Here is a 14,897-nt window from a genome sequence, read left to right as displayed (position 1 = left end):
TCACCCCTCACCAGGTCCCTGTGATGTGGGACGCGTGGCGCGGGTGCCCGGATCGCGCGTGTCCGGATCGCGGGCCGCGATCCCTCCGGCCGGCGTCTCACCCGTTCGGTGCACGGTCCGCTTGGTCCGGACCGAACGGGTGTCCAGCGCCATCTCGTCGGCCTTGGACACCTCCCGCTTCAGCCGCACGGTGCCCGACTCCCGGTCTATGACGTCCACGACCCGGTCCAGCAGCCCGGCCATCTGCTCGTTGCCGACCTCGCCCGCCAGCGCCACGGCCCGTCCCAGCCTGGCGGTGGCGCGCTCCTCGTCGCCCTGCCGGCGCGCCTCCAGCCCCTCCTGGATGGCCTCGGCCAGCTCCGACTGGCCCGTGTGGATCGCCACCCGCGCGTTGATCCGGGTCGACTTGCCCTCGTCGTCGGTCCACTCGGCCAGCACGTTCCCCGCGGCCAGCTCGCGCTCGCCCTGGTCGGGCCCGGACCCCGGGACGACCAGCTTCACCCAGGCGGCCCGCATCTGCCGTCCGACGTCCCCGGCCGGGATCTCCACGCACAGGTGGTACTCGCGGTCCTCGGCGCCCCACGCGCCGATCGGGTAGTCGCCGATCTGCCCGTCCCCGGACCGCCGTTCGGTGAGGTCCTCGACGGTCGGCACCATCTGCTTGAGGAAGCGCAGGCCGGCGTTCCGCGGCGTCCACACGCGCAGCGCCACGTCGGCGACCCGCTTGCCCATCGCGGCGGCCGTCATCTCGCGGAAGTCGGCCTCCAGGTCCTGCGGGTCGGGCACGTCCAGGAACGTCCCCAGCAGCGCGGAGGAGATCTTGCGCAGCTCGGCCACGTCCCAGTCGGTGCCGACGCCGCGGGCGTCGCAGCCGAACGACCCCGAGCACCGCACCAGCGCCGCGTCCAGCTCGGCGTCGCTCTCGTGCTGGTTCTTGCCGTCGGTGAGCAGGATCGCGTGCCGGACGGCGTCCCGGTGCTCCTCGAACAGCCGGTCGGCCAGCCGCAGCCAGGACCCGATCGCGGTGCCGCCCGCCGCATCCAGCCGGGACACCGCGCTCGCCGCGGCCCGCCGGGTCTCGGCGTCGGCCCGGGCCAGCCGCTGCCCCTTCGGGTAGATCATGCGCGGCTGGTTGGCGCCGGCCACGACCGCGAAGTGCACCCCGTCGCGCAGCACGTTCAGCGCGGCCTTGGCGGCCCGCTTGGCCGCCGCCATCTTGCCCGAGTACGACATCGAACCCGAGGAGTCGATGATGATCACCTCGGCCGCCTCGGCGGAGGACGCGGCGGACGGCACGGCGCCGGACGCCTCGACGGTGACGATCGCGTGCATCTCGCGGCCGCCCGCCGGGAGGAAGGGGTTCTGGTCGACACGGATGCTGAACTCGGGAAGGTCGCTCATCTGGGGGGCTCCCTTGTGGGTCCGTCCGGGGCATCGGGGGCGGGGGAACGCTGCGCGGTGGCGGGAGCGGGGGCGATGGCGGGCGGTGGCGGCGGGTAGGGGATGAGCGCGACCGTGACGTTGTCGTGCCCGCCCTCGTCCAGCGCGGCCTGGACGAGGCCGCGCGCCAGCGAGAGGAGGCCCGCGCCGGGCGTGTCGTCGTCCGGGCGGTGCCGGTGCCGCCAGTGGTTCCGGCGGTGACGTCCGTTGGTGGGCGGCCGGGCGTCCGGGTCTTCGTTCGCGGCGGGCGTCTCCGCAATGGCGCGGGCCAGGGCCGCCTCCAGGACGGCCGGCTCGGGCAGGTGGTTCCACAGGCCGTCGCTGCAGATCAGGACCATGCCGGGCCCGCGCGGGCGGAAGGTGACCGCGTGCGGGGCGAAGACGTCGGCGTCCGCGCCCAGCCAGCCGGTCAGCAGGTGCGCCCGGGGATCGGACCGCGCGGCGTCCGCGGTCATCGTGCGGCGAGCGATCATCAGGTCGGCCCACGAGTCGTCCCGGGTGAGGAGCGCGGAGCCATGCCCGTTCGTCCCGTTCGTCCGCGCGCCGGACGCGGGGGCGGCGGCGCCGAGGGAGATCCAGTAGGCGCGGCTGTCGCCGACCCAGCCGATCGTGACGCCCTGCGGCGCGACGACGGCGGAGACGTAGGTGCAGGCGGGCGGGTTGTGCGGCGAGGCGGCGAGCTCCGTGACGGCGCGGTTGGCCCGGTCGACGGCGCCGCGCGTGGCGGCCTCCGGGCCGTCCCCCTCGACCAGCCGCTCGGTCAGCGCCACCACGCCGGTGTCCGCCGCGACCTGGGCGGCCCGGTCCGACCCCGGCGCGGACGCCACGCCGTCGCACACCACCGCGCAGACGGTGCGGGGCAGCGCGGCCATGGCGATCGCGTCCTCGTTGCGGCCCCGGCGATGCCCGAGATCGCTGACCCCGGCGGCCCGCACCTCCGCCACCAGCGGCCCGGCCAGCTCGATCTCGACATGCTCGTTCCCGGTCGGCTGGCGCAGCCCGCACCCGTCGCAGTAGCCGTCGGCGTCGATCCCGGTACCGCCGCAGTCGGCGCATTCGGCGGCCGGCTCGCTCCGGGTCCGCCGCGACGAGGTCTCCAGCACCGCCTCGGGACGGATCTCCGGGATCTCGATGACGGCGCGCGGCCCGCGCGGAGCCTTCCCGCACGCCTCGCAGAACCGGTCGCCCGGTTCGAGCGGCTCGCCGCACCACCCGCAGGACAGCGCGACGTCGCCGTCGCCCATGTCATCGCCCATGCCGCCGCTCCGGTCGCCGTCCATTCAGAACAGCGTCCTCGGACGTACGGCGTTCGCCCGTTTGACCAGGGCGTGCCGGTCGCCGTGACCATCGGCGAGCTTGGCCAGCAGCCGGTAGATCTCCTCCAGCCTGCGGCGCAGCGCCGGCTCGGTCAGCGGTGTGCCGAGCAGCTCGCCGGCCGCGCCGCCGCCCTGCGCGGGGTCCGTCCCGGACGACTTCAGCCAGGCCAGCGCGGCCTCCAGCACCTCGGCGGCGTAAACGTTGTAGCGCTCGGTGTCCAGCCGCAGCGACTCCAGGCGCCCGCCCGCACCGGCCAGGACGGCGGCGTCCAGCTCCTCCGGCGGCCGCCCGCGCACGGCCGCGCCGACGGCGGCGAGCTGCGCGGCCAGGTAGTTGCTGGAGATGCGGGGGACCGAGTCGAGCACCTCCTCGGCGCCCTTGCGGTCGCGGACCGCCAGCCGCACCCGGGCCAGCCCGAACGCGGCGCTCACGAACGTCGGATCGGTGCGCCAGACCGTCTCGTAGCAGCGGTCGGCGTCGGCGGTCGCGCCCGCGCACTCGTGGCAGAACGCCAGCGCCAGCTTGGGCGCGGTCTCGCCCGGCATCAGGTCGTACAGATCGTCGAAGATCGCCACCGCGTCGGTGAACCGCCCGGCGGCCAGCGCGGCCGCGCCCCGATACCAGTCGGTCCGCCAGTCGTCCGGCTGGCCGGCCGCGATCTCCTCCAGCAGCCGCTCCGCCCCGGCCGGCTCGCCCAGCTCGACGCGGACCCGGGCCAGCGCCAGGCTCACCTCGGTGGACGGTATCGGGGCGGCTTCGAGCGCGGCGGCCAGCTCGTCGGGGTCGCGGGCGGTGAGCCCGGCCAGGAAACCCGCCGCCGGATCGGCGCTCGCCACCAGCGGCACGGGCAGCGCGGCGGCCGCTGCGGCGGGCGCGAGCGGCGCCAGCACCGGGCCCGTCCCGGCGGGAAGGGCCGCGGCCGCGCCGCCCTCGCTCCGCGCGACCGGCGCGGCGCCGTTCACCCGGGTGCGGGACGCGCCGGCGGCCAGGCCGCTCACGATCTCCGTGCCCGCGGCGTGCTGCTCCGGCCCGAACAGCGCCGACGGCGCCGGGCGCGGCTTCCCGTCGTCGGCCGACAGCACCTCCCGCAGCACCCCGGTGAGCTGCTCGGCCATCTCCTCGGCGCTCTGGAACCGGCGCGCCGGGTCCATGTGCGTGGCCCGCCGCAGCAGCCGGTAGTACGACTCGTACCGGACCAGCAGCGGCACCTCGCCGCGCGGCGGCAGGCTGCGCAGATGGCGGCCGGTGTAGCCGCGGAACGGGAAGCTCAGCACCGCCAGCGCGCGGCCCACCGTGTAGAGGTCCGAGCTCACCGAGGGGCCCTGGTCGGCGATCTCCGGCGACTGGTAGCCGGGCGTGCCGAAGATCGGGCTGTTGACGTCGAACGCGCGCCGCACCCCGCCCAGGTCGATCAGCTTGAGCTGCTCCTCCGACTGGATCGCGTTGTCGGGCTTGAAGTCGCAGTAGAGCAGCCCCACCCCGTGCAGGTACCCGAAGGCGCGCAGCACCTCGAGCCCGTAGGCGATCACCTGGCCGAGCGGGAGCGCGGCGTCCTCGCCCTCCTCCCGGCGGCGCCCCAGCAGGATGTCCTTAAGCGACCGGCCGCCGACGTACTCCATGACGATGTAGCCGGACCCGCCGTGCCGCACGAAGTTGTAGATCTTGACGATGTTGGGGTGCTCGACCTCGGCCAGGAACGCCCGCTCGGCGGTCGCGGCGGCCATCGAGTCGGAGTCGCCGGTGTCCAGCAGCCCCTTCAGCACCACCCAGCGGCCGCTGACGTTGTGGTCGCGGGCCAGGTAGACCCAGCCGAGCCCGCCGTGCGCCAGGCAGCCCAGGACCTCGTACTGCCCGCCGAGCCAGTCCCCCGGGTTCAGCTTCGGCGTGAACGAGAACGGATGCCCGCAGTTCTTGCAGAAACCCTCCGTCCGGCCGGACCGCCCCTCCCGTCCCCGCCCGACCGGGGCGTCGCAGCGGCTGCAGAACCGCCGGCTCTCCGGCACCTCCGGCCGCTCCATGATCGCCGAGGCGGGGTCGCGGTACGGGACGGGCGGCACCTCGACCAGCCCCGCGCCCAGCATCCCGCGCCGCGCCGACCCGGTGGACCCCGTCCCGCCGCTGCCCTGTGTACCGCGCGTCGCCGTACGCCCGGACGACCCACGGGACCCGGACCCGCTCGGCCCCGAGGACGGTTCGGAACCGGGCGACGCCATCGCGGCGGGCGTCGTCGGCGAAACCGAACCGGCCTCGGGCGGCGCCGACCCCGGAAGCACGGGGCCCGGAAGCACGGGGCCCGGCAGCACGGGGCCCGCCGCCACCGGAGCGGACGCCGCCGAGCCGGCGGCGGCGGGCGCCATCCCGCACTCGTCGCAGAAACCGTCCGGCTGGACACTGCCCGGACAGCCGGCCTGATCACACGGCGCCATCGACGTCACCGGCCCCCGCCCTCGCACTCCTTGATCGCACGCTGGTACTCGAACACCGCCGCGGTGGAGCGCCGCAGATCGCACGGCGCCGTCCACAGCAGCTCCCGCGCCCGCCCGTACAGGCCGGTCAGCCGCTCGTCCTCGGCGAACCCCAGCCGCGCCGCCTTCGCCCGGTACGCCTCCAGCCGCCCCCTCAGCTCGCCCCTGCGGTCCAGCAGCCCCGTGCTCAGCCTCAGGTTGTCGTGGGCCTGCTCCAGCGCCGCGCCGGTCGCCCGATCCAGCTCGGCCACCCGCCCCACCAGCTCCGCCCAGCGGCCCGCCCGCCGCAGTGCCTCCAGATCGGCCAGCCGGTGCCGCAGCCCGCCGCCCAGCGCGGGCGGCTCCGGCAACCGGACCGCCTCGATCTTGAGGGACGCGGTGGTGCGCGCCTCCCGGGCCCGCCGCTCGGCCTCCTCCACGTCGCCGATCGACGCCGTGACCGCCGCCAGCCGCTGCTCGTACCCGTCCCGCAGCCGCTCCGCCTCCGCCAGCGACCGGCGCAGCGCCTCCAGCGCGTCCCGGAGCCGGTCCAGCCGCGCGGTGTCGGGACGGCCGTCGCGCACCAGCGACAGCGGATCGGTACGGGCCACCCGCCCCAGCGCGGTCAGCTCCCGGCCCAGCCGGTCCAGCTCCGGATGGCGCGAACCGTCCAGCGCCTGCGCCAGCCGCGCCGCCACCCGCCATGTCTCCTCAACGTCCTCCAGCGGCACCAGCAGCGCCGTCCAGGCCGCGTCCGCGGCCGCGACCACCTCGGCCGCCCGCTCGTACCCGGTGGACATCTGCGCGACGGCCTCGTCCAGCGTGATCCGCTCCCGGGTCTCGCCCAGCAGCGTCCGCCGCTCCAGCGGGACCTCACCGCCCGGCACCTCCACCGACTCGCCCACCAGCAGGCCGGTCAGCTCCACCAGCACCGGCGGCGCCGGCCGGGAGTGCCGGGCGCGCAGCTCCTCGGCCTCCGCCAGCACCCGCTGGTACGCGTCGTACAGCCGCCAGACCGCGGCGATGTCCGCGCGGGCCTCCTCCCACCGGCGCCAGGTCTCGCCCGCCAGCCGGGCGCCCTTCAGCAGCCGGTTGCCGTCATGCCCCTCCAGGTCGAGCAGCGCGGCGGAGATCTTGTCCTTCTCCTCCCGCAGGCCGCGCAGGGCATGGTCGATCCCCTCGCGGCTCATGGGCGCGGCGGCGCCGGCCCCGCTCTCGTTCAACTCAGCCCCGCGTTCATGGTCCCCGTCGGTCAGGGGGTCTGGTCCGGCCCCAGGATCCGGTGTATGCCCATTCATTAGTGTGATCGGTGACACTTTTCAGGACAAGCCACCTGGCAGCCGCTTCGACCCCCTGCCTCCGGCCCGATGAGGCCGCCATCACCGCGGCAATGCTTGCCAACCGGGAACCACCTGGTATGAGGTGGCGTTGCGATAAAGGAACAACCGCCTACCGAGAGGAGTTGAGAGTCCGCAGTGTCGGACCCCAGTCATAGACCCGGTAACGAAGGACGCGTCACCCCCCGAGGGGGCGCGTCATGCTGACCGCGTCTCTGGGCATCCTCGCCGTGTTCGTGCTGACCGCGGCGACCGGATACTTCGTGGCCCAGGAGTTCGCGTTCGTCGCCGCCGACCGGGCGCGGCTGACCGAGGCCGCCGACCGGGGCGACATCGCCGCGCGGCGCGCCCTGAAGGTCATCGGACGGCTCTCCTTCATGCTGTCGGGCGCCCAGCTCGGCATCACCATGACCACGCTCGTGGTCGGATTCATCGCCAAACCCGCCCTGGCCGAGCTGATCGAGCCCCTGCTGCGCGTCGCGGGCGTACCGCGCGGCGCCACCGGCGCGATCGCGCTGGCCACCGGATTCGTCCTCGCCACCCTCATCCAGATGCTGCTCGGCGAGCTGTTCCCCAAGAACCTGGCGCTGGCCCGCGCCGAGCAGCTGGCCCGCACCCTGGCCGCCTCCACCCTCGTCTACCTCGCGGTCTTCGGCCCGATCATCCGGCTGTTCGACCGCTCCGCCGAGAAACTGCTGCGCGCCGTCGGCGTCGAACCCGTCGAGGAGCTGCACAGCGGCGCCACACTGGAGGAACTCGGCGAGATCATCGGCCGCTCGCACAGCGCCGGGCTGCTGCCCGCCGACCTGTCCGGGCTGCTCGACCGCGCCCTGTCCTTCGGCGACCGCACCGCCGACGAGGTCATGGTGCCCCGACCCCAGATCGACGCGCTGCCCGGCGACGCCACCGTCGCCGAACTCACCGCGCTGATCGCCGCCACCGGCCACACCAACTACCCGGTGTACGGCCAGGACGTCGACGACGTCATCGGCGTCGCCGGCGCCCGCGAGGTCGCCGACGACACCCTCGACCTGTCCGCGCCGATCCGCGGCATCGCCCGGCCGGCGCTGCTCGTCCCCGGCAGCCAGCCGCTGTACGGGGTGATCGAGCAGATGCGCGACACCGGCGAGGAGTTCGCCTGCGTCGTCGACGAGTACGGCGGCCTGGCCGGCATCCTCACCTTCGAGGACGTCGCCGAGGAACTCGTCGGCGAGATCACCGACGAGACCGACGCCGCCGAGGCCGCGCCCACCGCCGCCGCCGACGGCTCCTGGGTCGTGGACGCCGGCCTGCGCGTCGACGAGGTCGGCCGGCTCACCGGCCTGGCGCTGCCCGAAGGCGAGGCCTACGACACCCTCGGCGGGCTCGTCATGGCCCGGCTGCGCCGGCTGCCCGCGCCCGCCGACCGGACCACCATCGACCTGGACGACGACACCCAGGTCGAACTGGAGGTCGTCACCGTGCGCCGCCGCGTCCCCGACGAGGTGCGGCTGCGCATCGTCCCGGCCCTGGTGCCGGCGGGCGGGGAGGCGTCATGACCGAGCGAAGCGAGGGCATGACGGCTGCAGTTGCCGCGGGGTGTGGGGGGTCGTCCCCCCACAAGGAGGCGTCATGACGACCCTGCTGATCACCGTGCTGCTCCTGGTCGGCAACGGCTTCTTCGTCGCCGCCGAGTTCGCGCTCGTCGCGGCCAACCGCCCGCAGCTGGAACGCGCCGCCGCCCGCGGCAGCCGTCCCGCCGCGGCCGCCGTCGCCGGCACCCGCGAGCTGTCGCTGATGCTGGCCGGCGCCCAGTTCGGCATCACCATGTGCTCACTGGGCCTGGCCATCGTCACCGAACCGGCGTTCGAGCACCTCCTCGAACCGCCGCTGCACGCCCTGGGCGTCCCCGAGGCCGGCTCCAAGGCCATCGCGCTCGCCATCGCACTCGCCGTGATCACGTTCCTGCACATGGTCATCGGCGAGATGGCGCCGAAGTCGTGGGCCATCGCGCACCCCGAACGGTCCGCGCTGATCCTGGCGCTGCCGTTCCGCGCGTTCGCGAAGGTGTCCCGGCCGATCCTGGCGTCCCTCAACAGCGTCACCAACGGGATGCTCCGGCTGATCCGGATCACCCCGAAGGACGAGCTGGACGCCCACACCGACCCGCAGCGGCTCGGCCACCTGCTCGGCGAGTCCCGCCGGCTCGGCCTGATCGGACGGCACGACCACGAGCTGCTGCGGCGCGCCATCTCCGCCCGGGAGGTGACCGTCGGCCGCCTCATCGTCCCCGCCACCGCGGTGACCACGATCGACGCCGACGCCACCGCCGCCGGGATCCGGCGCACCGCCACCGCCAGCGGGCACAGCCGCCTGCTGGTCCGCGACACCGGCGGCGGCGTCGCCGGGATCGTCCACGTGCGGGCCGCGATCGGCCAACCCGACGGCGAACGCCGCGCGGCCGAGCTGGCGCACCCGGCGCCGGTCCTCACCGCGGGCACGACCGTCCTGGACGCGGTCACCAGCATGCGCCGCGACCGCGCCCAGCTCGCCGTCGTCAACGACGCCCAGGGCGCGTTCAGCGGCATCGTCACCCTGGACGACCTGCTGGCCGAGCTCCTGGCGACCAACCCGCACTGACGCACATGGGAGGACGCACTCGCCACGCGAGGGAGTCCAGCGCCGAAGGCATCTGGACCTCCCTCGCCGTGGGCGCCGTCCTCCACGCCCTCCCCCGCCTCACGACGGCATTGACCGCCATGCCCCCTCACCGCGCATCGCGTATGAGACGTTAGTCCGAGAAAGAACCGATGGAACGGGAAGACGGCGTGGAGCACTCACCAGAGACGGACAGGCCGGACGACGACCTTCCGGACGAGGACCCCGGCCACCTCACCAAAGAATCGTCACCGGCCACCGGCCCTTACGCCGGCGCCGACCTGACAACCCGCCCCATGGCCCTGCCCCCCGTCCCCGCCGAAGCGTCCGCAACCGACGAGGAGCCCAGCACCCCGGCCGGCGGGGCCTCACCCCGGACAGAGGCCGCCCCTTCCGCGTCCGAATCAACGGCGGCAGTCTCACAAGACGCCGATGCCGCGACACCGAGGGACGATGGCCCGGCGGAGCCCACGCGGCCCGTCCCGGTTGTAGCGACGGACGTTCAGGACTCCGAAAGCACGGCCGAACCACCCGCGGCCTCGACGCAAGAGGTGGAGCAGCCCGCCGAAACGGACGTGGAACGCCCCGCCTCCAACTCAGATTCGGATGCGACACCACCACCGCCCGAGCACGTCATCTCCGCCAGCGAGACGGACCCGAACGGCCCGGTGTTGGATTCGTCGCCGACGGTACAGGACCCCCTGGGCGAAGACGCGGACGAGACCGCACCGTCCGTCCTGACGCGGCCCGAGCGGATCGTCGTGGTCGGCGAGGCCTCCCCCCAGACGGATGGTGACCATCCCGCGTCCGAACCAACACCGCTCACGGACGACACGGCACCACCAACGCCGATAGCAGGCTCGAGTGAAGAGCCGCCCGAGGCGCAAGCCCAGAGCGCATCGGGCGCGCTCCCGACGTCCGCCGAAGAAGGCACCCCCTCCCCGCAAACAGGCGCCGGAGCGGACGAAACACCACCACCAACACAGAACGCCACCTCCACCAGCGAAACGCCGGCCGAGACGGACGAGAACAGCCTGGCGGACGATTCGTCGCCGGCGGCGCTACAGGACCCCCCGGGCGAAGGCGCGTACGACACCGCATCGGCGGTTGTGGCTGGCGAGGCGTCCTCTCGGACGGACGACACGGCGTCGGCCGAGCAGGTCAACGAGACGGATTCCGGTGCGGACGACGTCTCGTCCATGCCGGCAGCGCCCACGCGGCCGACGCCGGTTGTGGCGACCGACCCTGTTGAGCAGACTTCCGTGCCGGCCGCGGAAGCGGTCTGCGAGGAGTTGATCGGGCTCTATGAAGGGCTCGAAGGGCGGCTCCGGGAACGTGATGCCGGGGCCGTCGGCTGGCAGGGGCAGCTGGCGGCGCTGCGGGCCATGCGGGATCGGCACGTCGCGGGGGACTGGGACGAGTTGGCCCGGTTGCTGGTCGACGCGGATGCCTCGGACGTGACGTGGGACGAGTCGGTCGGTGAAGTCGTCCAGCGGATGCTGGCCGCTGGGGAGCGGACGCTGGTCCTGGCGCCGACGGAGGAGCGGGCCGAGGAGGTCGTCCGGGGGGTCGGCGACGAGGTCTTCGGGCTTCTGGTGGGAGGGGATTCGGCTCCCGGGGCCGAGAAGCCGCCGCTTCGTGAGTTCGGGTCCAACGGGACGGTCGAGTTCAAGGCGTTGCGGCCCGACACGGAGCCGGAGCCCGAACCGGAGACCGTCGTCGACGAGGAGGTCCGCGCGCCGGAGGCTCGGCTGCGCGGGGCCGTCGTACGTCCGGTGGGGGACGCCTGGCGGCAGGCTTGGGTGACCGAGACGCAGATGCTGCAGCGCGGGTTGGTGTGGCTTGAGCAGTGGCCCAGGGACCTGGCGACGCTGGAGGGGTTGCGGGACGCACGGCGGCGGCGCGAGGAGGAGTTGGAGGCCGAGCTCGCCGGGGTCGCGGCGCGGATCGAGGAGACGCGGGGCGCGGTCGAGGAGGCCGAGCGGGCCGGGGCGGCGGCGGCCGAGGAGGCGGAACGGCTGGCGGCCGAGCAGGCGCGGGTCGCGGCGGAGCTGGCCGGGCCGCTGGCGGAGGCGCAGCGGTTGCAGGCGGACGCGGACGCGACGGCGGACGAGGCCGGGCGGCTCACCCGTACCGCGGAGGCCACCTGGGCGCGGTGCGAGGCGCTCGACCAGCGGGAGGCGCAGGCGCGCGCGGAGGTGCAGTCGGCGCGGCAGCAGGAAGAGACGCTGGCCGCCGATCTGCGGCAGGCCCAGGACGATCTGCCGCGCGCGGTCGAGGAGGCCGACCGGCTGGTGGCGGAGTCCGCGGCGGCGGACGCCGACGGGCACGCCCGTTACTACCGGCTGGCGGCGGCCGAGTCTGCGCTGGCGGCGCGGCGGCGGAAGATGTCGCTGGGGCAGCGGCTGCACGTGGCGCCGCCGCCCGCGGAGATCAAGGATCTGCGGGCGGAGGTGAAGGCGCTCAGCCGGGAGGCGGACATGGCGGCCGAGCGGGCGGCGCAGTTGAAGGACGGCGCGGATCGGGCGCACGGGTACCGCACGCAGCTTGAGGCGTTCATCAACGAGGGCGGTGCGCGGCTGGCGGCGCTGCAGGAGGCGCAGCGGCAGCTGGGCGCGGAGCTGGCCCGGCTGACGCCGGAGCGTGAAGCCGCGGCGGCCGACCACCAGGAGACGGCGGCGCTGGTGGCGGAGGCGGCGCAGCGGGCGACGCGGGCGAGCGCGCTGGCGGTGGAGGCGCAGCGGGTGGCGCAGGAGATCGAGGGGCGGCACACGGCGGCCCGGCAGGCGCACGACGCGGCGCGGGCCGCCTACGAGCGTGCGGGCGCGGACGCGGAGGCGGCCCGGACGGGGCTGGCGGAGACCGAGGCGCTGCTGGCGCGGCGCCGGGCGGAGGTGGAGCAGGAGCAGTCGACGCGGTCGGCGGAGTTCGAGGAGGCGACCGAGGCGGAGGCCCGGTCGCGGGAGCAGGTGCAGGAGGTCTGCGGCGGGGAGCCGGTCGACATGGAGTTGCTGGCCACGCATCAGAGCCGGGCGATGGTGCGGATCGAGCGGCTGACCCACTACCTGGAGCACGCCGAGATGGCGCCTTCGGACGGGGCGGGCAACGTTCTGCTGCGTACGGCGGACCTGGTGTGCGGGACGCCCGCGACGGTGGGCGCGGCGGCCCCGGACGGCGGGTTCGACGTGCTGATCGTGGCGGGGGCCGGGGCGGTGAACGAGGCTGAGTTCCTGGTCGGCGCGGTGCGGGCCCGGCGGTGGATCCTGCTGGGGTACGCGGACGAGTCCCCGCCCGCGTATCCGGAGTACGCGGGCGGGGACCGGTTGCGACGGTCTCTGTTCAGTCGTCCTTGACCAGCAGGTCGAGGGCCCAGCCGACCACGGCGACGACGATGGCGCCGGCGAAGGCGGGCCAGAACCCGTCGACGTGGAAGGGCAGCTCGAACTCTTCGGCGATGCGGCTGGTGAGCAGGAGCAGCAGCGCGTTCACCACGAGCCCGATCAGGCCCAGGGTCAGCACGTAGAGAGCGCATCCGAGCGTCTTGACGATGGGTTTGATGATGGCGTTGACCAGGCCGAAGATCACCGCGACGGCGGCCAGGGTGAGCGCCCGGCGGCCGGCGGAGTCGCCCTCGACGTCGATCCCCGCGATCAGCAGCGTGGCGACCCACAGCGCGGCCGCGGTGATGGCTACCTTGAGAAATATCCGCACATCACGATCCTGCGCGGTGACGCTCCGTTCACCATCAGCCCACATGGGGATATCCGCCGGACCGCCCTCATCACTTAGAGGGACGGCCGGCGTGCCGGGTCGACGACTCTCCGAATGTGCGTGACATTTAGTACGCTGACAGTGACCATTTCACCGGGTTGATCATGCGACCTCGGCCTTTAAGAAGTGTTCGCTTATACGCCATTTACAAAGATCATCTTTGTCCTCTAAAGTTTGATCTTGGTCGGCAGATTTGTGGGCATGCGAATTCCCACTCTGCGCAAGCGCGCCGTCACAACCGCCACCCTCGGCATCGCCGGCGTCGCCGCCGCTTCGGTCATGGCCGCACCCCCGGCCCAGGCCGCGGCCGTCTACTGGCAGTTCAAGTCGGCCTACGGGACGTGCCTCACGGCAGGGAGGACCGAGGTCGCCTTTGCCAGCTCCTGCAACGGCAGCAGCTACCAGCAGTGGGACTGGGTCCACGACAGCAACGGCGAAACGTACGCCCAGCTCAAGAACAGGGCCACCGGCCGCTGCCTGGCCACCGACAACAAGAACAACGCGAACGCCGTCTGGACGAGCGACTGCGTGTGGCGCGACGGGCAGAGGTTCCACTACAACCAGCCGTCCGGGTTCTTCACCAACATCTGGTCCAAGAAGCTTCGCGCGGAGAGCGACGGCGCCGTCCGCGCGGGACTGGAACTCGCCTACTGGGACGGCTGGCACAACTGACAGCACGCGATTTTCAGCGCCCGATGAGGTTGCCGGGTTCGTTGAGCCACACCTGCTGACTGTCCGGAGTTACGGTCAGCCCGAATCGGGTCAATCGGGGCGACCCCACCGCACCCATTGGAAGTAGGCGGCCTCGGCCTCGTCCCAAAGCCGCCGCTCGCCGGCCTGTTCCACCACGAACGCGTCCTTGCCGGGGACGTAGTCCACCGAGGCCCAAGCGCCGCGCGCCAGCAGCCACAAGGTGGCCTCCCCGGTGGGTTCGGTGTCGTGGAACAGGTCGGCGCGCACCCCTGGGACGAGTCCGGTGATGGCCTCGGTTCACTCCCGTACAGGCGTCGCACGGTGACCGCGCTGGGACCGCAGCATCATGTAAGCGGCGGACCCGGCCAGACGTCCGATCGCCACACCATCGGGTAGCACGTCCAGCCGGACCTGGTAGCCGTAGGAGAAGTGCGGCATCCACGGGAACACGATCGCGCCCCCTGGCCGGAGTCGTTCCACCCACTCATACGGGAGCGCCGTCACGCCGCACGTCACGTGCACCAGATCGAACGCCCTGCCCTCGGGTATGTCGGTGACGGCGTCCCCCGTAACCAGCTCGGGACTGTACCCGGCGTCGTCCAGGTTCGCGGCGGCCTGCCGGGCGACCTGCTCGTCGATCTCGATCGATACGACGTGCTGCTCACCGACCCGCTCGCACAGCAGGCCCGCGGTCCACCCCGTGCCCGTTCCGATGTCCAGGACCCGCTGCCCGCCGAACGGTGCAGCAGTTCGAGGAAGGGCAACACGATGTTCGGCGCCGACAACGACGAGGTGGGGTTGCGCGGCCCGTCCTCGGACGCCCCGTCGTCGAACTGGGTGAGGATCGCCGTGCCCGGCTCGTACACCGCCTGCCACCAGCGAGCGGGGTCCTTGCGGGCGTTGATCCTGTAGCGCGGACCCGTATGCGGTTCCGCCCACGCGACCGAAGGCGCGCGCCTCGTGCAGCGACCGGAACCCGACGCCGCGCTTCCGCAAATCGGCGGCGAGTGTTCGGTAGCCGGGTCGCCGAGGCCAAGGAGGCTGACCCTGTCGAAGGTTGGACCGCACGTTCGAGGGTTACCAACTGGTTCGCGCTGGCCACAGGGCTGCCTCAACCGCAGGACACCGCCCGATCTGTGCGAATCCTTCGGCGCGCATGTCACGGGAGAACTCGGCGACCGGGAACGAGAAGCGCTCGGCGACTACTGGGCGACCTGGAAGCTGGCCAACCTGTGGCCACAGGACCCAGCCGATTTCA

General features: G+C 73.4%; 12 protein-coding genes and 1 pseudogene. 5 read left to right on the top strand and 8 right to left on the bottom strand.

Annotated features, from left to right (window positions below):
- From ABD340_RS23820 to ABD340_RS23810, 3 genes are read right to left on the bottom strand one after another with little or no spacing between them, the layout of a single operon-like run.
- Positions 1-1,401 carry a VWA domain-containing protein gene (locus ABD340_RS23820; protein ID WP_344591717.1) on the bottom strand — a complete coding sequence of 467 codons (1,401 nt, stop codon included), beginning with the start codon at positions 1,399-1,401 and terminating at the stop codon, positions 1-3.
- Complete coding sequence (locus ABD340_RS23815; RefSeq protein ID WP_344591716.1) at positions 1,398-2,720, bottom strand: PP2C family protein-serine/threonine phosphatase; 1,323 nt, start codon at positions 2,718-2,720, stop codon at positions 1,398-1,400. Before ABD340_RS23815 ends, ABD340_RS23820 begins: the two co-directional genes overlap by 4 nt.
- Complete coding sequence (locus ABD340_RS23810; RefSeq protein WP_425547430.1) at positions 2,721-4,838, bottom strand: serine/threonine-protein kinase; 2,118 nt, start codon at positions 4,836-4,838, stop codon at positions 2,721-2,723.
- On the opposite strand from ABD340_RS23810, the gene ABD340_RS48035 reads away from it, so the two are divergent.
- Entirely contained in the window at positions 4,774-5,169 is a 396-nt protein-coding gene (locus ABD340_RS48035; RefSeq protein ID WP_425547429.1) for a hypothetical protein, read from the top strand. The two genes, ABD340_RS23810 and ABD340_RS48035, sit on opposite strands and share 65 nt — an antisense overlap.
- A gap of 19 nt (positions 5,170-5,188) precedes the next feature.
- On the opposite strand, the gene ABD340_RS23805 is transcribed toward ABD340_RS48035, so the two are convergent.
- On the bottom strand, positions 5,189-6,424 hold the full coding sequence (locus tag ABD340_RS23805; protein ID WP_344591713.1) for a hypothetical protein: 1,236 nt from the start codon (positions 6,422-6,424) through the stop codon (positions 5,189-5,191).
- A 314-nt stretch (positions 6,425-6,738) separates the two neighbouring features.
- On the opposite strand from ABD340_RS23805, the gene ABD340_RS23800 reads away from it, so the two are divergent.
- The 3 genes from ABD340_RS23800 to ABD340_RS23790 all read left to right on the top strand — a co-directional run bounded on the left by ABD340_RS23800 (position 6,739) and on the right by ABD340_RS23790 (position 12,528).
- Positions 6,739-8,076: a hemolysin family protein gene (locus tag ABD340_RS23800; protein WP_344591711.1), complete on the top strand. Its 1,338-nt coding sequence runs from the start codon at positions 6,739-6,741 to the stop codon at positions 8,074-8,076.
- Between the two features lie 73 nt (positions 8,077-8,149).
- The gene (locus tag ABD340_RS23795; protein WP_344591710.1) at positions 8,150-9,157 is read left to right on the top strand and encodes a hemolysin family protein; all 1,008 of its coding nucleotides are present in this window, start codon (positions 8,150-8,152) and stop codon (positions 9,155-9,157) included.
- 1,280 nt (positions 9,158-10,437) lie between these two features.
- Entirely contained in the window at positions 10,438-12,528 is a 2,091-nt protein-coding gene (locus tag ABD340_RS23790) for a coiled-coil domain-containing protein (protein ID WP_344591709.1), read from the top strand.
- Here the strand turns inward: ABD340_RS23790 and ABD340_RS23785 are convergent.
- A complete protein-coding gene (locus tag ABD340_RS23785; RefSeq protein WP_344591708.1) occupies positions 12,515-12,931 on the bottom strand; it encodes a phage holin family protein in 417 nt (138 codons plus the stop codon). The genes ABD340_RS23790 and ABD340_RS23785 overlap by 14 nt on opposite strands.
- A gap of 216 nt (positions 12,932-13,147) precedes the next feature.
- Here ABD340_RS23785 and ABD340_RS23780 point away from each other — a divergent pair, with 216 nt between their 5' ends.
- Positions 13,148-13,618, top strand: coding sequence for an RICIN domain-containing protein (locus tag ABD340_RS23780; RefSeq protein ID WP_344591706.1), 471 nt, complete (start codon positions 13,148-13,150; stop codon positions 13,616-13,618).
- A gap of 90 nt (positions 13,619-13,708) precedes the next feature.
- Here the strand turns inward: ABD340_RS23780 and ABD340_RS23775 are convergent, their stop codons facing one another.
- The 3 genes and pseudogenes from ABD340_RS23775 to ABD340_RS48030 form a co-directional block, all read right to left on the bottom strand.
- Complete coding sequence (locus ABD340_RS23775) at positions 13,709-13,906, bottom strand: hypothetical protein (RefSeq protein WP_344591705.1); 198 nt, start codon at positions 13,904-13,906, stop codon at positions 13,709-13,711.
- A 30-nt stretch (positions 13,907-13,936) separates the two neighbouring features.
- Positions 13,937-14,119 (bottom strand): hypothetical protein, encoded by a 183-nt coding sequence (locus ABD340_RS23770; protein WP_344591703.1) that lies wholly within the window; start codon positions 14,117-14,119, stop codon positions 13,937-13,939.
- 15 nt (positions 14,120-14,134) lie between these two features.
- Positions 14,135-14,515, bottom strand: a pseudogene (locus tag ABD340_RS48030) (methyltransferase domain-containing protein); the annotation flags it as partial.
- Positions 14,516-14,897: the final 382 nt, after the last annotated feature.

It is taken from the genome of Actinomadura vinacea, assembly GCF_039532545.1.
Lineage (GTDB): Bacteria > Actinomycetota > Actinomycetes > Streptosporangiales > Streptosporangiaceae > Spirillospora > Spirillospora vinacea.
This window is presented reverse-complemented; position numbering and strand designations above follow the sequence as displayed.